At 72.3% G+C, this 20,122-nt stretch carries 19 protein-coding genes and 1 pseudogene; 7 read left to right on the forward strand and 13 right to left on the reverse strand.

What is annotated here, in order from left to right; all coding sequences use genetic code 11:
• The 3 genes from CCN56_RS03570 to CCN56_RS03580 form a co-directional block, all read left to right on the forward strand.
• The coding region (locus CCN56_RS03570) for a helix-turn-helix transcriptional regulator (RefSeq protein ID WP_143664418.1) at positions 1–148 on the forward strand (148 nt) is incomplete at its 5' end.
• 47 nt (positions 149–195) lie between these two features.
• Complete coding sequence (locus CCN56_RS03575; protein ID WP_086823483.1) at positions 196–1,182, forward strand: alpha/beta hydrolase; 987 nt, start codon at positions 196–198, stop codon at positions 1,180–1,182.
• A gap of 190 nt (positions 1,183–1,372) precedes the next feature.
• The gene (locus tag CCN56_RS03580) at positions 1,373–2,329 is read left to right on the forward strand and encodes a helix-turn-helix domain-containing protein (RefSeq protein WP_086823485.1); all 957 of its coding nucleotides are present in this window, start codon (positions 1,373–1,375) and stop codon (positions 2,327–2,329) included.
• Positions 2,330–2,452: 123 nt separating this feature from the next.
• Here the strand turns inward: CCN56_RS03580 and CCN56_RS03585 are convergent, their stop codons facing one another.
• Complete coding sequence (locus tag CCN56_RS03585) at positions 2,453–3,289, reverse strand: alpha/beta fold hydrolase (RefSeq protein ID WP_086823487.1); 837 nt, start codon at positions 3,287–3,289, stop codon at positions 2,453–2,455.
• 297 nt (positions 3,290–3,586) lie between these two features.
• Here CCN56_RS03585 and CCN56_RS03590 point away from each other — a divergent pair, with 297 nt between their 5' ends.
• Positions 3,587–4,582, forward strand: a complete 996-nt coding sequence (locus tag CCN56_RS03590) for a helix-turn-helix domain-containing protein (protein ID WP_306300584.1) — start codon at positions 3,587–3,589, stop codon at positions 4,580–4,582.
• A gap of 151 nt (positions 4,583–4,733) precedes the next feature.
• Positions 4,734–5,717, forward strand: coding sequence for an alpha/beta hydrolase (locus CCN56_RS03595; RefSeq protein ID WP_256961715.1), 984 nt, complete (start codon positions 4,734–4,736; stop codon positions 5,715–5,717).
• Positions 5,718–5,740: 23 nt separating this feature from the next.
• Here the strand turns inward: CCN56_RS03595 and CCN56_RS03600 are convergent, their stop codons facing one another.
• The 12 genes and pseudogenes from CCN56_RS03600 to CCN56_RS03655 all read right to left on the reverse strand — a co-directional run.
• Positions 5,741–7,999 (reverse strand): NB-ARC domain-containing protein, encoded by a 2,259-nt coding sequence (locus tag CCN56_RS03600; protein ID WP_086823493.1) that lies wholly within the window; start codon positions 7,997–7,999, stop codon positions 5,741–5,743.
• A gap of 136 nt (positions 8,000–8,135) precedes the next feature.
• Positions 8,136–8,861: an alpha/beta fold hydrolase gene (locus CCN56_RS03605; RefSeq protein WP_086823496.1), complete on the reverse strand. Its 726-nt coding sequence runs from the start codon at positions 8,859–8,861 to the stop codon at positions 8,136–8,138.
• A 52-nt stretch (positions 8,862–8,913) separates the two neighbouring features.
• Positions 8,914–9,228 (reverse strand): GNAT family N-acetyltransferase, encoded by a 315-nt coding sequence (locus tag CCN56_RS03610; RefSeq protein WP_086823499.1) that lies wholly within the window; start codon positions 9,226–9,228, stop codon positions 8,914–8,916.
• Positions 9,229–9,292: 64 nt separating this feature from the next.
• Complete coding sequence (locus CCN56_RS03615; RefSeq protein ID WP_086823502.1) at positions 9,293–10,027, reverse strand: GPR1/FUN34/YaaH family transporter; 735 nt, start codon at positions 10,025–10,027, stop codon at positions 9,293–9,295.
• Between the two features lie 14 nt (positions 10,028–10,041).
• The gene (locus tag CCN56_RS03620) at positions 10,042–11,934 is read right to left on the reverse strand and encodes an amidohydrolase (protein WP_086823505.1); all 1,893 of its coding nucleotides are present in this window, start codon (positions 11,932–11,934) and stop codon (positions 10,042–10,044) included.
• Entirely contained in the window at positions 11,931–12,884 is a 954-nt protein-coding gene (locus CCN56_RS03625) for an alpha/beta hydrolase (RefSeq protein WP_086823507.1), read from the reverse strand. Before CCN56_RS03625 ends, CCN56_RS03620 begins: the two co-directional genes overlap by 4 nt.
• Positions 12,885–12,915: 31 nt before the next feature.
• On the reverse strand, positions 12,916–13,743 hold the full coding sequence (locus CCN56_RS03630) for an alpha/beta fold hydrolase (RefSeq protein WP_086823511.1): 828 nt from the start codon (positions 13,741–13,743) through the stop codon (positions 12,916–12,918).
• 44 nt (positions 13,744–13,787) lie between these two features.
• Entirely contained in the window at positions 13,788–15,212 is a 1,425-nt protein-coding gene (locus CCN56_RS03635) for an NAD(P)/FAD-dependent oxidoreductase (protein ID WP_086823514.1), read from the reverse strand.
• Positions 15,212–15,790 carry a Dps family protein gene (locus tag CCN56_RS03640; protein WP_086823517.1) on the reverse strand — a complete coding sequence of 193 codons (579 nt, stop codon included), beginning with the start codon at positions 15,788–15,790 and terminating at the stop codon, positions 15,212–15,214. The genes CCN56_RS03635 and CCN56_RS03640 overlap by 1 nt, the downstream gene beginning before the upstream one ends.
• Positions 15,791–15,929: 139 nt before the next feature.
• Positions 15,930–16,430 (reverse strand): DoxX family protein, encoded by a 501-nt coding sequence (locus CCN56_RS03645; protein ID WP_086823520.1) that lies wholly within the window; start codon positions 16,428–16,430, stop codon positions 15,930–15,932.
• Between the two features lie 5 nt (positions 16,431–16,435).
• Positions 16,436–17,098 (reverse strand): hydrolase, encoded by a 663-nt coding sequence (locus CCN56_RS03650; protein ID WP_086823523.1) that lies wholly within the window; start codon positions 17,096–17,098, stop codon positions 16,436–16,438.
• A gap of 578 nt (positions 17,099–17,676) precedes the next feature.
• Positions 17,677–18,060: pseudogene (locus CCN56_RS03655) on the reverse strand (amino acid permease); the annotation flags it as partial.
• 526 nt (positions 18,061–18,586) lie between these two features.
• Here CCN56_RS03655 and CCN56_RS03660 point away from each other — a divergent pair.
• A complete protein-coding gene (locus CCN56_RS03660; RefSeq protein WP_086823526.1) occupies positions 18,587–19,780 on the forward strand; it encodes a cytochrome P450 in 1,194 nt (397 codons plus the stop codon).
• A complete protein-coding gene (locus tag CCN56_RS03665; RefSeq protein WP_086823529.1) occupies positions 19,777–19,998 on the forward strand; it encodes a ferredoxin in 222 nt (73 codons plus the stop codon). Before CCN56_RS03660 ends, CCN56_RS03665 begins: the two co-directional genes overlap by 4 nt.
• The last annotated feature ends 124 nt before the right edge of the window (positions 19,999–20,122 follow it).

Raw genomic sequence — 20,122 nt, forward strand, 5'->3', positions numbered from 1 at the left:
GCTCGCCGCGGGTGGTCTGTCGAACCGCGAGATCGGCGAGCGGCTGTTCCTCTCGCCGCGTACGGTGGGCTCGCACCTCTACAACGTCTATCCCAAGCTCGGCATCAGCAGTCGCCACCAACTCCGGGACCTCCTGCACGACAACTGACGTGCGACGAACGATCCCCAGAGAGGTCCGAACGAGAGGCGGAACGCATGCGGCCCGACCCCGAGTGGGAGGCGCCCGCCGGACAACCGTCGCCCGTGGTCCTTGATCCTCTGGTGCGGCGCCTCCTCGACGCCTCGGCGGCACCGCCGTTCCTCCACGAACTGGAACCGGAGACCGCCCGTCAGGCGCTGCGGGAGTCCCAGGGCGACCGGATCGACGACTTCGACGTGGACGCCACCTTCCACGCGGCGCCCGTGGGGCCCACCGGTCTGGTCGGCTTCTGGATCTTCCGGCCCACCGGCGTGGTGGGCCGGCCCCCCGTCATGCTCTACGTCCACGGCGGCCGTTGGATGCTGGGCGACGCCCAGACGCACGCGTGGCTCGTCAGCGAGCTGGTGCGCCAGGCGGGCGTCGCGGCCGTCGTTCCCGAGTACAGCCGCACGCCCGAGAGCCGCTATCCGGTCGCCCTCGAGGAGTGCTACGCCCTGCTGACCTGGGTGTTCGGGCAGGCCGAACCGCTCGGACTCGACACCGACCGGCTCGCGGTCGCCGGCGACTGCGCGGGGGCCACCCTGGCCACGGCACTCACCCTCCTCGCGCGGGCGCGCGGGGGTCCGGGGATCCGCGCCCAGTTGTTGTACTACCCCCTGACCGACGCCCGTTGCGACAGCCCGTCGCAGCGGCGGTTCGCGACGGGATATCTGCTCACCCGGGAGGCCGTGCGGTCCTACTGGCGACAGTACGTGGTCGATCCCCGGCAGCGCGACGAGCCGACCGCGTCCCCGCTGCGGGCGAGTACGGCCGCGCTGACGGGGCTGCCGCCGGCGCTGGTCGTCACCGCGGAGGCCGATGCGACCCGGGACGAGGCGGAGGAGTACGCGGCCCGGCTGCGCCGGGCCGGTGTCGCCGCGACCGCGACACGGTTCCAGGGCACGGTCCACGACTTCGTCTCCCTGACCGCGCTGCGCGACAGTCCTTCGACGCGGGCCGCGGTCCGGCTCGGTGCCGTGTTCCTGCGCGACCGTCTGCGGTGAGGGCGGCCGCGGGACACGGTGCCGGCTCCTGACACGCCTGAGGGGAGCGGGCCGGGGCGCCGGACGAGTCGGGTACGGGACGGGGCACCAGTCGAGTGACTGATGGCACCGGGGGCGAGCGCTCCGAGGATGGACCTCGTTCCCGACGCTCTTCGGAGAGCGTCCGCCCGACCATACCGGAGGGGTCGCGATGCCCGTCGTCCTGTCCACACTGTCGCTCTCGCCGTCCGAGCGGGCGGACTACTGGCACAGCGTGGTCTCCGACACCTTCATTCCGCTGGACGTCGTGCTGCACGAGCGCGAACCCTCGGTGGGGACGATCGCCACCGATCGGCTCGGGCCCCTCCAGTTCTCGGTGGTCGAGGCCGGCCCGCAGACGGTGTCGCGGCACGCCGCCCTGATCTCCCGGGGCGGAGGGGAGTACCTGACCGTCACTCTCCAGCACCGGGGAACGGGACGGCTCACCCAGGACGGGGTCGAGGCCCTCGTCCAGCCCGGCACCTTCACCTGTTCCGACGCCGGGCGGCCGTACCGGAGGGAGCAGCCGGACGACTTCCGTTTCACGGCGGTCCGGGTGCCGAAGAGTGCGCTGGGCGTGTCGGACGCCGACCTGCGGGCCGTCACCGGGGCCGTGTTCGACGGTCGCGGCGGCACGTCCGGAGTGGTCGCCGGATATCTCGAACACCTGGCGGACCGGGCCGCCGGGTTCGACCCGTACACGGGTCGGCAACTCGCGATGACCGCCGCGGATCTGCTGACGGTGTTGGTGCGTGAACGTCAGGGCCGGTTGAACCCCCATGCGTCGGAGGTGGCCCGCGGCATGCTGGTGCGCGTCAAGGAGTACATCCTGCGGCACCTGGCCGACCCCGATCTCTCCCCGGAGAGGATCGCGGCCGCGCACCACATGTCCGTCCGGTATCTGCACAAGCTCTTCCAGCCGGAAGGGACCACGGTGAGCCGTTGGATCCATCGCGAGCGCCTGGAGAGGTGCCGACGGGAGCTGTCCCGGTCGTCCCGGACGGCACCTGCCGTGTCGGCGGTGGCCCAGCGCTGGGGATTCGCGAACCCGTCCCACTTCAGTCGTGCCTTTCGCACCGCGTACGGGATGTCGCCCCGGGAATGGCAGTCGAGCACGCGCGCCGCGTGAACCGGTGCGCGTGCTCGGAACGCGGTCTCGGCACGGCCGTGCGTCGTGGCGGTGGACACGGGAACCACGGAGCCGGGTGACGCCGGGGAATCCGGCGTCACCCGGCGGGTCGACGGTGTGACGTCACTTCGCCAGGAAGGCGAGGAGGGCGGTGTTGACCTCCTCCGCGTGCGTCCACAGCAGGCCGTGCGGGGCGCCCTCGATCTCGACGTAGTCGGCGGAGGGAAGCGCCTTGTGGAAGGGGCGCGCGGTGCCCTCGGCGGGCAGGATGCGGTCGGCCGTACCGTGCAGGATCAGGGCGGGCACGTCGATGGACGGGATGTCGGCGCGGAAGTCGGTGTACCAGGTCGAAGGCGCGGCGGACGCGGCGAAGGAGCCGCCGCCGGCAGCGGTGTTCCAGCTGTTGCGGACCGCTTCCTCGCTGATCCGGGTGCCCAGGTTCTCGTCGAGGTTGTAGAAGTCGTTGAAGAAGGCGGTGTAGTAGGCGTAGCGGTCGGCCTTGACGGCGGCGACGACTCCGTCGAAGAACTCCTTCGGGGCGACGCCCTCCGGGTTGTCGTCGGTCTTGAGCAGGCAGGGCTCGAGGGAGGCCAGGAAGGCGACCTTGGCGACGCGGGCGGAGCCGTACGTGGACACGTACCGGGCGACCTCGCCGGTGCCCATGGAGAAGCCGACGAGGACGGCGTCGTTCAGGTCGAGGGTCTCCATCACGGTGTTGAGGTCGGCCGCGAAGGTGTCGTAGTCGTAGCCGGTCGTCGGCTGGGAGGACTGCCCGAATCCGCGCCGGTCGTACGTGATCACGCGGTGGCCGGCGTCGAGCAGCGCGGCGCTCTGCCGCTCCCAGGAGTGGCCGTCGAGCGGGAAGCCGTGGATGAGGACGACCGGCCGGCCCGTGCCGTGGTCCTCGTAGTAGAGGTCGATGGCGGTGGTGTTCTCCTGGCCCACGGTGATGTACGGCATGGGATGTCTCCTCGATACGAAGTGGCTGGTCCGCGCCTCGGTGCGGAGCGGAATGTCGCCACGCTACGGCCGGGGAAGCGCCTCCGGTTGTCGCGCCGCGCACGCCGACTTGCCCGTGAGCGCAGTGTTCCGCCGCACGGCACCGGTCGAGCCCGTCGGCTGCCGAAGTTCCTGCCTGTGGTTCTGCCTGGAGACGGGGACGGTCCGCTGTTTGGCTGTTCGGTGCGGGCGGAACCCCGGGACTCGCGCCCGTCGCCCCCGGAGTCACTCCCCTGAGCGGAGAGCATTGTGAGTTTGGTGTTGACGACCGCCTCCGTGCCGGACCAGGACAAGGTCGCGTACTGGAACGATGCGGTGAGCAGGACGCTGGTGCCGATGACGGTCGCCCCTCGGGACGACGGGCCGTTCGACGGCCGGATCGCCACCCACCGCCTCGGCTATCTCCAGGTCTCCACCATGGAAGCCGACGCGGAGCGGGTCAACCGCACCCCGGCGCTGATCGCCAGGTCGTCCGAGGCGCTCGTGGGGGTCGGGGTCCAGATATCCGGCACGGCCACCTTCGTCCAGGACGGCCGGCGGGCCGAGGTGGGTGAGGGCGACCTGGTGGTGTACGACACGACCCGGCCGTACTCCTTCGACTATCCGCAGCGGTTCGCCACGCACGTCTTCCAGCTTCCGCGCCGCACGCTGGGCGTGTCGGACGGCGACCTCCGGCAGGTCACCGGCAACGCCATCGGCACCGGGGACGGCTTCGGCGCGATGCTGCTCCCCTTCCTGGCCACCCTGGCCTCCTCCTCGGCCGACGGCTATCCGCCGGCCGTCGCGGACCGGCTGGCCGGCAACGTCGTCGACCTTTTCGCCACCTTGATCGCGGAGCGGGCCCACCCGTGCGACAAGGACGCGGAGGCGCGGGACCATCTGGTGCTGCGCGTCCGCGACCACATCAACCGGAACCTGGGCGACCCCGACCTGTCGCCGGAGCGCATCGCCCGGGCGCACCGGATCTCCGTCCGGTACCTGCACCGGCTGTTCGAAGGCGAGGGGACCACGGTGGGGCAGCTCATCCGGCAACGGCGCCTGGAGGAGTGCGGCCGCGAACTGGCCCGTCGTGGCAGGGCGGCCCCCACCGTGTCCGCCGTGGCCCAGAGGTGGGGCTTCGTCAACCCCGCCCACTTCAGCCGCGCCTTCCGCGCCGCGTACGGCGTCTCCCCTCGCGAATGGCGCAATCTCCGCACCGCCCAGGCCGACCGTACGGAGCGCACAGGGGCTGACCTCCCGCCGTCCACCCGGTAAGGTCCCCGCTCGGAGCCGCGCCGCCCCCGTGTGCCCGCGCGGCGGCGGTGCCCCGGCCCGACGGCCGCCGCACCGCGTCCCGCCCCTCGGCCAGCGACCCGGTGCACCGAACCGCCCTTTCGCTTCAGGCCCTCCCGGCAGGAGACCGTGTGTGACCGACTTCGTCCCTTCGTCCGCTGGGCACCTGGTCCTGGACCACCACACCCGGGCGTTCGTGGCCCGGCACACCTGCCCGCCATCGGTGCACGACCCGGACCTGGAACGGGCCCGTCTGGACCTCGTCCGCCTCCAGGGGAAGACCACCCGCGACGAGGAGGTCTCCACGGAGTGGTTCGCACTGCCGGGCGGCCCGACCGGTCACGTCCGCGTGCAGGTCGTCAGGCCCGCCGACAGCGTCGGCGAGATCCCCGTCGTGCTGTTCCTGCACGGTCTCGGCTGGGCCCTCGGCGACGCCGACACCCATGAACGGCTGGTGCGCGCGTTCGCCCTCGGCACGGACGCGGCCGTGGTCTTCGTCGACTACGAGCGCGCCCCCGAGGCGCGGTACCCGATCGCCGTCGAGCAGTGCTACGCGGTCGCGCGGTGGATCTGTGAGCGCGGCGGCGAAATCGGCCTGGACGGCAGCCGGATGGCCGCCGTGGGCGACTCGGCGGGCGGCAACCTGGTGGCGGCGCTGACCCTGCTCGCCAAGGAACGCGGAGGGGTGCGGCTGCTCCAGCAGGTGCTGCTCTGCCCAGTCACCGACGCCGGCTTCGACACCCCTTCGTACGAGGAGTTCGCCGACGGCTACTTCCTCGGCCGCGAGACCATGCGCTGGTTCTGGGACCAGTACCTGCCCGACGTACGACTCCGCAGCCAGGCCACCGCGTCACCGCTGCGGGCGTCCCTGGAGCAGCTCACCGGGCTTCCCCCGGCCCTGGTGGTCACCAGCGAGGCCGACGTGGTGCGCGACGAGGGCGAGGCGTACGCGGCGAAGCTCCGGGCTGCCGGCGTGGCCGTGGTGTCCATGCGCTACCACGGGACGGTCCACGGCTTCATGGTGCTCGATCCGCTGCGCGACACGGACGCCGCCCGCGCCGCCCTCGTCCAGGCACTCGACACCGTGCACGTCGCTCTGCACCGGCACCGCGGCTGAGGCCTCGGCTCCCGGGGCGTCGCTCATCCGGCGGGGAGTGTAGCCAGGAGCTTCTGCGCGGCCTTCAGCTCCTTGCCGTCGGCCGCTTCGCCGAGGGCGAGGAGCTGGCGCAGGCAGTAGCGGGCTTCCTCGGTCTCTCCCAGTTCGATCAGGGCCTCTCCCAGATGCAGGAGCTGTTCGGCCTCCCTGTGGGCGATGCCGATACGACTCGACTGGACCTGGGCGCTGCGAAAATGGTCAGCGGCCTCCCGCCACCGTCCCAGCGCGGCGCAGTCGAGACCGAGTGCCTGATTCGTGTGGGCACGGAGGACGTCGGCGACGTGCCCGCTCACCGGGCAGTTCGGCGCATCGAGGAAGGCGATGACGCGCTGGTGGTGGGTCAGGGCTTCCTCGGCACGGCCGAGCAGGCGCAGAGCGCCTCCGTACTGGCGCATGGCCTGGGGCCAGACTCCGTAGTATCCGGCGCTTTCCGACAGGTCGACGGCGGCGCGCGTTCGTTCCACGAGCGACTGGAGATCACCCAGTTCCCGGTACGCGCTCGCCGCAAGCACCAACGCCGAGGCCTGCTGGTGAACGTCCTGTGCGCGCCGGGCGTGTTCCAGCGCTTCGTCGGCCCGTTCGATGGCCTCACGGTGGCGTCGCTCGCAGGTGGTCAGGGCCCAAGCGTGGCAGTTGAGGTGAAAGGCCCGCATGTACGGGTCGTCCAGCGCGGTAGCGGCCTCGGCGGCCAAGTGGAAGACCTCGGGCCAGTGTCCCCAGTGGACCCACAGATCGCAGAACCACTCCATGGCATGGGCGGTCTCCGCGACCCGGGTGTGCTCACCCCGACGAGCGGCGCCGCGCAGCGCGGCCAGCCAGGAAGGGGCTTCGCTCTGAAGCCAGACGCGGGCCTCCTCGGCGCTCTCCAGTGACACCAGGCCCAGCCAGGAGGACGGCGGCGCCTCGTACCTGGGTTTGTACCAGCGGCCGGCGACGACAGCCGTCTCGAGGAGCCAGGTGCGCAACCGGTCCTCGGCCGCCTCCCGCTCGCCGGGCTCCTCCGCACGGGACAATCGGGCGCGGGCGAACAGCCTTAGCAGGTCGTGCAGTTGATAGCGCCCGGTGAAGGCGGCTTGCAGCAGCCCGGCCTCGACCAACTCCTCCATCACGTCCTCGGCCTCGAAGACGTCCGTCGCGGTCAGGGCGGCACCATAGGCAGCGGTCATGTCCGGCCCCGGCACAAGACTCAACAGCCGCAGCATCCGCGCGGCCTGGTCGGTCAGCTGTCGGTAGGACAGTTCGAAGGCCGCCTCGACCCGGACGTCGCCGGCGGCGAGCGCGCCCAGTCGGCGTTCTTCGTCGGCGAGGCGCCGGACCAGGTGGTCGACAGTCCATCCGGAGCGGACCGTCAACCAGTTGCCGGCGACTCGCAGGGCCAACGGCAGTCGCCCGCACAGCTCCGCCACCTGCGCCACAGCAGCGGCTTCCGCGTCCGCCCGTTCCTCGCCCAGGATCCGGCGCAGCAGCCCGACCGCCTCGTCCTGCGCCATCTCCGACAGCGTCAGGCGGCCGACATCCTCAAGCCCGGTCAACGGCCGCCGACTGGTGACCAGTACCAGACTCCTCCCGCCCGCAGGCAGCAGCGCACGGACCTGCGCCTCGTCGCGGGCGTTGTCCAGCACCACCAGACACCGGCGATCGCCCAACAGCGCCCTCAGCAGCCCCGCGCGGCCCTGTGGGTCTTCCTTCGCCAGCCGACGGTCCGACACGCCCAGGGCCTTGAGCAGCTTCAGCAGCGCCTCGTCCGTGTCCACGGGGCCGTCCACCCCGTGCAGGTCCACCACGAAACACCCGTCGGGGAACTCCGCCGCCAGATCCGCTGCCGCCTTCAGCGCCAGGGTCGTCTTCCCGCACCCCGGAGGACCCGAGACGACCCACACCGACACCTCCCCGCCGGTACGGGCCCGCTCCGCCACCTCGCGGAGCAGTGCCAGCTCCGGTCCGCGCCCCGTGAAGTCACCCACCGATCGGTGCGGCACGGCCGTCCCCGCCACCGCGACCGCGCGCGTCGAACGCGCCGCCCGCACCGTGGCCAGCAGCGCCTCCTGCTCCACGCCCGTGAGGCCGAGGCCCTCCGCCAGCGCCACCACCGTGCGCCGCTGCGGAACCCTGCTGCGCCCCCGCTCCATGTCGCCGATGGCCCGGACACTCACGCCCGACGCCTCGGCCAGCTCCTCCATCGTCAGACGGCCCCGCTGCCGCATACCACGCAGAACGGCCCCGAAGGACTCATCCCCGTCCACAACTCCTCTTTCCTCCCCGCCCCGAGGAAAGAATACGGTGTGTCCGTTCAGGCAAAGAGCCAGGCCAGCGGCGTGGAACGCCGTTCCGGGCCCACCCTTCGGGGTGGGCCCGGAACGGCCCCGGAACGGGCCTCGGTCAGTGGGCGGTGGACCGGACCGCGTCCTGGATGAGCTCGGCCACGGCCTTGGGCTGGGAGAGCATGACGAGGTGCGAGGAGTCGACCTCGACGACCGTCATGCCGGCCCGCTCGTAGCCGTGGCGCTCCACGTCGGGGTTGATGGTCCGGTCGGAGGTGGCGACCAGGCCCCACGAGGGCTTGCTCTTCCACGCCGCGACCGGTGCCTTCTCGCTGAAGGCCCGGGCGGCCAGGGGGCGCTGGGACACGGCGAGCACGGCGGCGAGCGCGGGGTCGACGTCCGCGGCGAACAGGGCGGGGAACCTGTCGACCGCCACCGAGACGTCGGTGCCGGTCTCGTCGGAGCCGGCCACGGGGAACGGGGTGTAGACGAGCGCGTCGGCGAGGCCGGAGTCGGGGAAGCGGCCCTGCAGCTCGCCCAGGCTCTCGCCCTCCTCAAGCGCGTAGCCCGCGAGGTAGACCAGCGCCCGGACGTTGTCCTCCGCGCCGGCGAGGGTGATGACGGCGCCGCCGTAGGAGTGCCCGACGAGGATCACGGGGCCGTCGACGGCGCGTACCACCGAGGCGACGTACGCGGCGTCGTCGACGAGGCTGCGGTTGGGCACCGCCGGAGCCACCACCTTCAGGTCGGCGGCGGTCAGTTCGGGGATGACGCGGGCGAAGCCTGAGGCGTCGGCGAAGGCGCCGTGGACGAGCACGACGGTGGGGCGGGCATGTCGGGGCATGGGGAACTCCTGGGTGTGTGGCCGGGATTGCCGGAGGCGGGGTCGTGGCGCTTCAGAGGCCGAACCGGGCGCGGCGGGTCTCGGGCACCAGCTCGGTGTACTCGGGATGCCTGCCGATCCACCCCCGGATGAAGGGGCAGTACGGCAGGACGCGCAGCCCGCGGGTCCGGGCGTCGTCGAGGGCGCCGCGGGCGAGCAGCCCGCCCAGGCCCTGACCGGCGAACCGGGGGTCGATCTCGGTGTGGATGAAGGCGATCTCGCCCTCCGAGAGGTGGTACTCGGCGAAGCCGGCGGTCTCGGTGCCGTCGTCGCCGGCGAGGATCTCGTACCGGGACTCCTCGGGCCGGTCCGTCACCTGCGGTTCCATGGGTGCTCCTGTGCGGTCGTGGTGCGACCGGGTCGGTGGGGTCGGTGCGGTCGGTGGGGCGCGGTCAGAGCGTGCGGCGCACGCCCGCCTGGCGTTCCAGGTTGCGGAGCTGGACGGTCAGGTCGCCTTCGACGGCGTGGTGGGCGGGGCCGCTGCGGCCGATCGGCAGGACCTCCTCGCTGCGCATGTCCTCCAGCATCAGGGCGAACGCCGTGTACATCGCGACGAGCGCCACCACGAGGCCGAGCGCACCGGACGTGCGCGTCAGCCATTCGGCGCCTGTGATGCCCCCGAGGCCGGTGGCCGCCCAGCGGGGCAGGGAGACCACCAGCACGAACCACAGCGCACGCTTGGGCCGGGTCACGGCGGTCATCAGCGCTCCGAAGCAGAGCAGTGCCAGGTTGAACACGCCGAGGACCTGAAGGCCGTCGGCCGCGCCGCTGAGCATGATGAGCGAGTAGGGCAGCCAGCTGCCGGCGAACACCGCCATCAGCGTCGCCGCGATCACGTCACGGGCCCCGAAGGCCAGGATGCTCACCAGGAGTTGGAGGGCGAAGGCCGGCAGCACCGTGAGGGCGACGGCGCCACGGGCCGCCTCGTCGAAGAGTCCGAGCTGCAGGCAGCCCGTCATCACGGAGGCGATGGCTATCGTGAAGAAGCCGAGCGGCATGGGCGAGGCGATGGGGCGCAGGGTGATCCGGGTCATCGACCGGAGGTCCGGTTCGAAGCGGCGTCCCTGGGGCGCGTCCGGCGGGGTGGCCTGGGCGCCGCCGTCGGCGGCGGGGGAGGCTGTGCTCATCGTGGGGATCTCTCTCAGTGCTCGAAGCAGGGGTCGACGAACGACGGCCGTGTGTCGGGAACGGCACCGCGCCCGACGCGCCACCGGCGGTGCTGCTCGGACTCGGCGACGGCCTCGGCCACGAGCGACGCCTGGCGGGCACCCCCCTGACCCGACTGGTATCCGCCGAAGTGGGCCACCGGGCTCCACTCCGGGCTGATCGGCGGAACGGCCTCGTCGAGTCCCTCGTACTCCGCGCTCGCGTAGACGATCCGGCCGCCGACGACCGTGAGCACGGACTCGATGTCGGGGATGGCGTCCTCGGGCACGGTCAGGAAGTCGTCGGACAGGATCGCGAGGTCGCCGTACCAGCCTTCCCGCAGGCTTCCCTTGGCGTCCTGCTCGCCGGTGAGCCGCGCTCCCCCACGGGTGTAGAGGTCGAGGGCGGTCTCCCGGTCGATCGGGTTCCCGGCCGGGGAGAGCGCGGTGCCGCCGACGGTCCTGCCGGTCACCAGCCAGTGGAGTGCGACCCAGGGGTTGTACGAGGAGACGCGGGTGGCGTCGGTTCCGGCGGCGACGGTCAGGCCCCGGTCGAGCATGGCGCGGACCGGCGGGGCGTGGGCGGCGGCCTCGGCACCGTACCGATCGCGGAAGGCGGTGCCCTGGAAGGACATCCGGTTCTGGACGGACAGGGCGCCGCCGAGGGCGGCGATCCGGTCCAGGCTGTCGGCCGAGACGGTCTCCGCGTGGTCGAAGAGCCAGCGGTTGCCACCGGGGAAGAGGCCTTCCGCCGCGAGCTTCTCGAAGACGGCCAGGTCGCGGCGGATCGTCTCGTCGTACGTGGCGTGGAGCCGGAAGCCCCAGCCGTTCTCCAGGAGGAGCCGGACGGCCTGCTCGAACTCGGGCTCGTACCCGCCGAGTTCGGGACGGGGTTCGGAGAAGTTCTCGAAGTCTGCGGCGGCCCAGGTCAGGTTCTCGCCCGCGCCGTTCAGCCGGAGCCACTCGTCCCCGTCCCCGGGCTTCACCATCTCGGTCCAGCGCTTCAGATCGGCGAGCTCCTGCCCGGCCGTCTGCGGGAAGAGGTGGTAGGCGATCCGCAGGGACAGCTCGCCCGACCGGGCGAGGTCGGCGACCGTGGCGTAGTCGTCGGGGAAGTTCTGGAACCCGCCCGCGGCGTCGACCGCCGAGGTCAGCCCGAAGCGGTTCAGTTCGCGCAGGAAGTGCCGCGTCGACGTCCGCTTGTCGGCCTCGTCGAGGGACGGCGCCTTGGCCAGGGTCGAGTACAGGATGAGCGCGCCCGGGGCGGCGAGGAGCACCCCGTTGGGTTCGCCGTCCCGGCCCCTGACGATCTGGCCGCCGCGCGGATCGGGGGTGTCGCGGGTGAATCCGGCGGCCTTGACGGCGGCCCGGTTCATCAGCGCCGACTGGTAGAGGTGCAGGACGAAGACGGGGGTGTCGGGGGCGGCGGCGTTCAGCTCGGCGACGGTCGGCATCCGGCGCTCGGCGAACTGTTCGGCGGTCCAGCCGCCGACGACGCGGATCCACTGCCCCTTGGGGGTGCGGCCGGCCTGGTCGCGCAGCATGGCGAGCGCGTGGCGCAGGCTGCGGACGCCGTCCCAGCGAAGCTCCAGGACGTAGTTCAGGCCGCCCCTGATGACGTGCAGGTGCGAGTCGTTCAGGCCGGGGACCACCCGGCGGCCGAGGGCGTCGACGACCTTCGTCCCCGGCCCGACGAGGTGGGCGAGGTCGTGGTCGTCGCCGAGGGCCGCGACCCGGCCGTCGCGGAGGGCGACGGCTCGGGCCTCGGGACGGTCCGGGTCTCCGGTGAACACCTTCGCGTTGCGGACGAGGAGGTCGGCCGGTACGGATTCCCGCCGCGGGGCGGGAACGAGGCCCGCCACGGGCATGCTCGTCGACGGCCCGGTCATGCGAGGGCCTTGCGCAGGGTGTCGGTGGCGAGACCGATGGCGAGTTCGGCGGCCTGCGTCTCGCGCAGCGCGTTCAGCATCACGAAGTCGTGGATGACTCCCTGGACGCGCAGGGCGGTGACGGGGACCCCGGCGGCGCGGAGCTTCGCCGCGTACGCCTCGCCCTCGTCGCGCAGGACGTCGGCCTCGGCGGTGATGACCAGGGCGGGCGGCAGGCCGGTGAGCTGCTCGGTGGTGGCGCGCAGCGGCGAGGCGGTGATCTGCGCGCGCTCGGCCTCCTCGGTCGTGTACTGGTCCCAGAACCACTTCATGGCGTCGCGGCGCAGGAAGTAGCCCTCGGCGAAGGCGTGGTATGAGTCGGTGTCGAAGCTCGCGTCGGTGACCGGGTAGAAGAGGACCTGGTGGGTCAGGCGGACGTCACCGCGCTGCTTGGCCATGAGGGTGAGGGCGGCGGTCATGTTCCCGCCGACGGAGTCGCCCGCGACGGCGATCCGGGTGCCGTCGAGGTCCTTGTGGTGTCCCTCGCGGGCGACCCACTGGGCGACGGTGTAGTTCTGCTCGATGGCGACGGGGTAGCGGGCCTCGGGCGAGAGGTCGTACTCGGGGAAGACGACGGCCGCCCCCGTACCGACGGCGAGTTCGCGGACGAGCCGGTCGTGGGTGTGGGCGTTGCCGAAGACCCAGCCGGCGCCGTGGATGTAGAGGACGACGGGGAGGAGACCGGTGGCGCCGCGCGGGCGGACGATCCGGGCACGGACGTCGCCGGTCGGGCCGCCGTGGACGGTGACCCACTCCTCGTCGACGGCGGGCAGGGGGACGCCTTCACCGTTCTGGACGTCGTCCACGGCCTTGCGGCCGTCGGCGACCGGGATCTGGTGGAGGAACGGCGGCTGGGCGGTGGCCTCGGCGAAGGCCCGGGCGGCGGGTTCGAGGGTCGGGGTGTTCGACATGGGGGTTCTCCTTCGTAGGACGTGCAGGGGCTCAGCGGGTGGCGCGCGCGGCGTCGAGGATCACGTCGGTGACCACGGCCGGGCGGGAGACGGGCACGGCGTGCGACGCGTCCACCTCGGTGGTGTGGGAGCCGGCGCGCCGGGCCATCCACCGCTCGGCGGCCGGCGGGATGTTCTTGTCGGCGGTGGCCACCAGGGCCCAGGAGGGGATCGTCTTCCACGCCGCTTCCCGGGCCTGTTCCTCCAGCGCGAAGGTGGACACGGGGCGCTGGGTCGCGGCCATGACCGCCGCGTCGGCGGCGGGGACGTCGGCGGCGAACTGGCGGTGGTACTTGCTCCGGGCGATGACGAGCTCGGTGCCGGTGCCCCCGCCGGGCAGCGGGTACGACTGTGGGTTCACCGCGTCGCCCAGGGTGGACCCGGGGAACTTCGCGGCCAGTCGGGCCGCGCTCTCGCCCTTGTCGGGGGTGAAGGCCGCGATGTAGACGAGGGCCTTCACCCGGCTGTCGCCCGCGGCGGCACCGCTGATGACGGCGCCGCCGTAGGAGTGGCCGACGAGGACGACGGGGCCGTCGACCGTGGCGAGCACGCTCCGGAGGTAGGCGGTGTCGTCGGAGAGGCCGCGCAACGGATTGGCGACCGCGATGACGGGGTATCCGGCGCGGCCCAGTCGCTTGATCGTGCCGTTCCAGCTGGAGGCGTCCGCGAACGCCCCGTGGACCAGGACGATGGTGGGCTTGGGCGCGTGCCGGTCGCTGCCGGCGGCGGGCGAGCCGCTCGCGGGGGTGGCGCCCATCAGCGAGGCCAGCGTCGCGGGCAGCGCGAGACCGAGGGCGAGGGTGCGCTTCGTGGTGAGCATGTGCGTTTCCTTGTCGGGTGGTGGAGCAGCGGGCGGGAGCGGCCTCAGAGGCCGTACGCCTCAAGCAGCCGCAGCCAGACCTCGCTGACCGTCGGGAAGGCGGGCACGGCGTGCCACAGACGCTCGAGCGGGACTTCGCCCACGATGGCGACGGTGGCCGTGTGGATGAGTTCGGTCGCCATCGGGCCGGTCAGCGTGCAGCCGACGACGACTCCCCGCGTCTCGTCGACGACGAGCTTGGCGTGGCCGCGATAACCGTCCGCGTGCAGCGCGGCTCCCGCGACGTCGTCGATGCGGTACTCCACCGCCCGTACCGCGATGCCCGCCTCGCGTGCGGAGCGCTCGGTGAGACCGACGCTCGCGACCTCGGGATGCGTGAAGACGGCCTGCGGGACGGCGAAACGGTCGGCCTCCGCGCTCCACGCCTGCCGGCCTCCGGTGACGGCGGGGCGGCCCGCGGCGCGCTCGGTGATCGCCGCCGCGCAGGCACGGGCCTGGTACTTGGCCATGTGGGTCAACGGCGCACGGCGGTTCACGTCGCCGACGGCGTAGAGCCAGTCACCGTCGAGGGCGGTGACCCGGCAGGTGTCGTCGACGGGAAGCCGGTCTCCGGCCGCCAGTCCGACGGTCTCCAGGCCGAGGCCGGCGGTGCGCGGGCGCCTGCCGACGGCGGCGAGCACCTCGTCGCAGGCGAGGGCGGCGCCGTCGTCGGTCTCCACGGTCACGGTACGGGTGGTCGCGTCACGGGCGACCCGGGTGGCCGAGACCCCGAAGCGGATCGTGACGCCCGAGCCGGTCAGACCACGGGTGACCTCTTCTCCGGCACACGGCTCCCAGCCGGTGAGGAGGGCCTGGTCGCGGACGAGCAGGGTGACGGAGGAGCCGAGCGAGCGCCACGCGGTGGCCATCTCGCAGGCCACCACTCCCCCGCCGATGACGACGAGCCGCTCGGGCACCGCGTCGGCGGTGGTGGCCTGCCGGCTGGTCCACGCGCCGATGCGGTCGAGCCCTTCGACCGGCGGCAGCACGGGTTCCGTGCCGGGGCTGAGGACGACCGCGAGCCCGGCCCTCAGGGTGCGGACCGTGCTGTCGGCCCCGGTCACGTCCACCCTGCGCTCTCCGGCGAGCCGGCCGTGCCCCCGTACGAGGGCGATGCCGGCTCCGTGCAGCCAGTCGGCCTGACCGGTGTCGTCGCCGCGAGCGGTGAAGCGGTCGCGGCGGGCCAGGACGTGCGCCGGGTCGACGGCCGCCGTGACCGTCTGCCGGGCCCCCTCGACCGACCGCGCGGCCGCGCGGGCCGCGCCGGGACGCAGGAGCGCCTTGCTCGGCACGCACGCGCGGTAGGAGCACTCGCCGCCGACCTCCTCGGCCTCGACGACGACGGCGGTCAGTCCGGAGCGGACGACCCGGTCGGCGACGACCTCGCCGGCCGGACCGGCGCCGACCACGACGACGTCGTACGTGTCCATCAGCCGTGCACCAGCGGGGTGTCCACGAGGTGCTCGGCCAGGAACCAGACCTGCGCCTCGCCGGTACGGATGACGTCGGAGACGAGCAGGTCGGTGCTGCCCTCGTCGCCCTCCTTCGCAAGCCGGGCGGCGGCGTCCCGGGCGTCGATCAGGATCCGCTCGTGCGCGTCGAGGAGCCTCGACAGCATGACGGGCACCTCCTCGACGCCGTCCGGCGGCCGGGGGATCGCCGTCAGCTCCGCGACGTGGCGCGGGTCCCCGACGGCGACGCCGCCAAGGCTCTGGACCCGCTCGGCCAGCGCGTCCACGATGGCCAGCTGGGCCTCCGCGTGCTTGTCCAGCATCAGGTGGAGCGAGTAGAAGGTCGCCCCGCGCATGAGCCAGTGGTGCTTCTTGTAGAGGGCGTAGAGGATCTGCGTGTCGGCGAGGACGCGGTTGAGCCGCTGGCAGGCGTACATGCGGGTGTCGTGACCGAGGCCGATCGGCAGTTGCTTGAGCGTGCCGAACGTCTGGGTCTCGGCGCCCTTCTGGTGCAGCAGCGGCTGGCCGCCGCCTCGCGTGGGTGTGGTGGTGTCCATCGAGTGCTCCTGGTCCACTGGTCGGGAAGAGAAGGGGAGGGCCCGGCGCCCGATCGGGGTGCCCGGCCGCCCGGTCGGGGGTGCTCGGGCGGCCGGACGAGGTGCTCGGGCGGCCGGACCCGGTCTGCGCGGCTCGCGCTCAGCGCTCGCCGGGAGCGGCGGTCCGGTGCAGGACGAGCCGGGTGAGCAGCCCGCTGCCGAGACCGGCCACGAGCGCGAGCGCGGCCCACCACAACGGGTACGGCGTGAGGCCGAGGACCGCGTCGAGGGACCAGGCACCGGGTCCGGTGGCGGCGAGGGCGGCGGAGGTGCCGATGAGGACGAGCGGGTACTCGTATCCGTCGTTCTGCACCCAGAGCCCGTGGGGCCGTTTCACGGTGAGGGCGACCGTCATGACCCCGATGGCCCCGGTCGCGGCGAGCGGGGTCAGGAGGCCGGCGGCGAGCAGCAGACCCGAGCCGATCTGGCCTCCGCCCGCGGCCAGTGCGGTGAGGGCACCGCCGCGGAAGCCGTCGGCGCGGAACTCCTCCGTGCCGCCCTGAAGTCCCTTGCCGCCCAGGTGTGAACTGACCTTCTGCACGCCGTGCCCGGCGACGAGCAGTCCCACCAGCAGACGCAGGATCAGAATGCCGGTGTCCACCGAGGTCAGCCGGCCGCGTGCGCGCCGATGACGCTCTGCGCGTACACGACGCCCAGGCCGTACGCGCCCGCGTGGGCCTTGACGATCTCCATGACCGCGCCGTACGTCTCCTGGCGCGCCCAGTCCCGCTGCAGCTCCAGGAGGACCTGCACCCAGGTCACCGGGACCGCGCCGGCGGCCACCATCCGCTGCAGCGCGTGCTCGTGGGCGGCCGGGGTGACGCCGCCGGAGGCGTCGGCGACGACGTACACCTCGTATCCCTGCCCAAGGGCGGAGAGCGCGGGCAGCACCAGGCAGACCTCGGTCCACAGGCCCGACAGGACGATCTTCTTGCGCCCGGTCGCCTTGACCGCCGCCACGAGCGCCTCGTCCTCCCAGGCGTTCATGGTCGTGCGGTCGATGACCTCGTGCTTCGGGAAGACCTCGGCGAGCTGCGGCAGCAGGGGCCCGGAGAACGACTCGGCGGCGACCGTGGTCAGGACGACCGGTACGTCGAACGCCTTCGCCGCCTTGGCGAGACCCACGGTGTTGTTGATGATCGCGGCGCGGTCGCCGCTCCCGGTGCCGAAGAACATCTGCGGCTGGTGGTCCACGAAGAGCATGACCGAGTTGTCGGGCGTGAGGAGGTCCACGCTGGGGGCGGCCTGCACCTTGGTGATGTCGAACATGAGGGGTCCTCTCCAAGCAGTCGGTACGGTGCCGTACGCGTTCCGCGGCTCGGCACACCCGAAAACTAAGACCGGCCCGACCGACCGACTTTCCTCTCCGTGCCCAGGAGTTGGCACGACAGCGCACCACGTCGAGCACCCGCGGATCCTCCGGACGGCGAGGACCGGCGCCGGACGCGCGGGACGAGGGCCGCTCTCCCGTCACCCCGCGCCGTCGACGAGCGCCTGCGTACGGCTCGGCGGCGGCCCGCTCGCCCGCGAAGGTGATGGTGTCCGGCTCGCGGCGGAACTCGCCCGTGAAGACCCGGTCCCCGTGGTCGGCACGGTGGCGCGCCCAGGTCTCGGCGAGCTTCGCGCCGTACGAGGACAGGTCGGCGCCCTCGACGCCGTACAACTGCTGGGACTTCTCGAGGAAGCTCTGCTCGTAGGCGGCGCGCCGGGACGGGTCGAGGAGGTAGCGGCTCTCGTCGGCGTTCGCGTCATGGGCGACGGCGCGGGCACGGGAGCTCCTGGTACCGGGCGAAGTCCTCGGTGAGGGTCTCCACGGCCGGCTCGTCCTTCGCGTCGCCCTCCACCGCGACGGCGACCGCCACGTTCAGCACGTAGTCCAGGACCAGGGACGCGGCGGCCACCAGGCTGGTGCGGCGGCCGAGGTGGGTCCTGGCCACGGCGTAGGAGCCGCCGCCGTCCGGGAAGGCCGCGATGACCTGCCGGTACGAGGCGACCAGGACGGCCAGGAGCCCGGCGATGGCCAGGGTCACCGGAACCGTGAAGCCGAGTCCGTATCCGCCTGCAGCCGCAAGGACGAGCACGACGGCCTCGGGCCCGTACGCCACCGAGGCCATCGCGTCGAGCGACAGCGCGGCGAGTCCGGTGACGGCCGTCAGCTTGTGCCGTGCGCCGGTATCAGGAGGCTCTTCGGCGCAGGCTACGGCGTCCTTCTCAGTGGTCGGAGCGGTCATGTGGGCGGACTCCTTCGGTGCTCGTGTCGGCTCAGCGTGAGCCCGGTCGGGACGGCCTCCGACGTTCCTGGCGGGTTCTTTACGCCCGGATGCCCTCTCTTCACGCGTTCCTGGCTCGCGTCGACGGCGGAGAAGCGCCCGATCGGCCCGCGGGGAGGCAGACGCACGAGCAAGAAGGAGGGTGACCCGTCACTTCAGGAGGGTGCGCCGGTGGACGGCCGGTTCGACGATCTCCTCCTCCGACGCGCCGACCGGCCGTGCGGCCGCCCGTGGGGGCGTCGGCGTGCCCCGTCGCGCCCGCTGGACGGTCCTGGGTCCTGCCGGGCCAGGCGTCCCCCCGGCATCCCGCGAGTATTGCCTTCGCCGTCATTCATTGCAACGCGCCGTTGCATTCGAACTCAGCGTCATTGCATCAATTCTCCACCTCTCACCTGCAAAAACACGCTCGACTGATTGACGCGACCATGAACGCAACGTAGCTTTCGAGTAATCCCGAACACGTCATATCGCGAGACGAGGACAAGTCATGAGCGACTCCCTCCACACCGTCACGACGCTGCCGACGGAGCGCCGGTCCGGCTGCCCCTTCGACCCGCCCGCCGAGCTGATCGACGCCCGCCGGCACGGCCCCATCAGCCACTGCACCCACCCCGGCGGCAAACCCGGCCGACTGATCACCGGATACGACATGGTGCGAGCGGTCCTGGCCGACCCTCGGTTCAGCTCGCGCAAGGACCTCATGAACGTCGTCGACTTCCAGCTCCCCCCGGCACCGCCCGGCGAGTTCCTCCTCATGGACGAGCCCGAGCACAGCCGCTACCGCAAGCCCCTGGTCGGCAAGTTCACCGTGCGGCGGATGCGGATGCTCACCGAACGGATCGAGCAGATCACCGCCGACTGCCTGGACGCCATGGAGGAGACCGGGCCGCCGGCGGACCTGGTGACCGCGTTCGCCAAGCCCATCCCCACCATCGTCATCTGCGAGATCCTGGGCGTGCCCTACGCGGACCGGGCGTCCTTCCAGGAGCAGATCGACACGTTCATGGGCGGAGAGGTCGGCGACGAGGAGCTGATCGCCGCCTACACCGCGACCCAGGAATACCTCGCGCAGCTGGTGGCGGCCAAGCGCGCCCACCCCACCGACGACATCCTCAGCGAACTCACCGACAGCGACCTGACCGACGAGGAGCTGAGGGGGATCAGCCTCATCCTCCTGGCGGCCGGATTCGACACCACCGCGAACATGCTGTCCCTCGGCACCTTCGCCCTGCTGCAGAACCCGGACCAACTGGCCGCGCTGCGCGCCGATCCCGCGCTCACCGACGGGGCCGTGGAGGAACTGCTGCGGTATCTGAGCGTCGCCAAGACCTTCCACCGGACGGCGCTGGAAGACGTCGAGCTGGACGGCCACACCATCGAGGCCGGCACGACGGTCCTCCTCTCGTACAGCACCGCCAACCGCGACCCCGACCGCTTCGCCGACCCCCACACGCTCGACCTCGGCAGGCAGGCCGCCGGACACCTGGCCTTCAGCCACGGCATCCACCAGTGCCTCGGGCAGCAGCTGGCCCGGGTCGAAATGCGGGTCGCCTTCCGCGCGTTGGTCGACCGCTTCCCCACCCTGCGCCTGGCCGTACCGGCCGAGGAGGTCCCCCTGCGCCCGGAGAGCGCGGACATCTACGGAGTGAAGAGCCTCCCGGTCACCTGGGACACCGAATGAGCGCGCCCCGCCTGAGCGTCGACCGCGAGCGCTGCATCGGCGCCGGCATGTGCGCCATGACCGCCCCCGACGTCTTCGACCAGGACCCCGACGACGGCCTCGTGCTCCTCCTGCACACCGAACCGCCCGCCGCCCACCGCGCGGCCGCCCGGATGGCCGCCGGACTCTGCCCCTCCGGGACGATCACCCTCCACGAGCCGGCGCCCGACGGCACCTAGGGTCCGTCCGACCCTGATCCGCCGGACAGGCCCTGGCCTCCCGGCACAGGGCCGACCGAGCCCCCTACGCGGGCACGGCGCTCTCCGCACACCTCAGGTGCCCCATCGTCGTCGCCGGTTGACG

The organism is Streptomyces sp. NRRL B-24572 (assembly GCF_002156145.1).
GTDB classification, from domain to species: Bacteria; Actinomycetota; Actinomycetes; order Streptomycetales; family Streptomycetaceae; genus Streptomyces; species Streptomyces vietnamensis.